This window comes from Vibrio sp. 1288 (genome assembly GCF_033344475.1).
In genome coordinates this window covers 1-563 of the sequence record NZ_JAWPOX010000936.1, presented here as the reverse complement: position 1 = coordinate 563, position 563 = coordinate 1, and the positions used below count along the sequence as shown (strand labels likewise).

Sequence of the window (563 nt, the reverse complement as noted above, 5' to 3'; positions counted from 1 at the left end):
CGGGATAAGACTCATGCCACACGCACGAGCACGACGCAGATCTTTGTGCGGTGCATCCAAAATGGTTTGCGTATTGGTCAAATCATGAATCGTCGTGAAAGAGGATTGCTCAATGCCCAATTTCTCATGAATGACTTTTACTACTGGTGCGATGCAGTTAGTCGTGCACGAAGCCGCTGTCACGATACGATGTTTGTCAGGATCGAAAATGTGGTCGTTCACGCCAACAACGATGTTCGCAATGCCTTCTTCTTTCACTGGTGCGCTAACCACCACTCGCTTCACGCCCTGATCGAGATATTGGTCAAGGTACGAAGTTTTGCGGTGCACGCCTGTCGCTTCAATCACAACATCACAACCAGACCAATTCACTGCATCGATGTCGCGATGCTGTGTCGTCGCGATGCGCTTGCCATTGATGACGAGTTCATTTCCCTCAACCTGCACTTCATGGTGCCAACGGCCTTGAACAGAGTCGAACTCCAATAAGTGGCCCAACGTTACTGCATCGCCCGCAACATCATTGATTTGCACAAATTCCAATTCTGGCCAATCGAATGCCG

Annotated in this window: 1 protein-coding gene; it reads right to left on the bottom strand. The window is 49.7% G+C overall.

Annotation, left to right across the window (positions count from 1 at the left end; genetic code table 11):
• Nucleotides 1-563 (bottom strand): glyceraldehyde 3-phosphate dehydrogenase NAD-binding domain-containing protein (locus R8O11_RS30195; protein ID WP_318195260.1); only part of this gene is annotated, 563 nt, incomplete at both ends.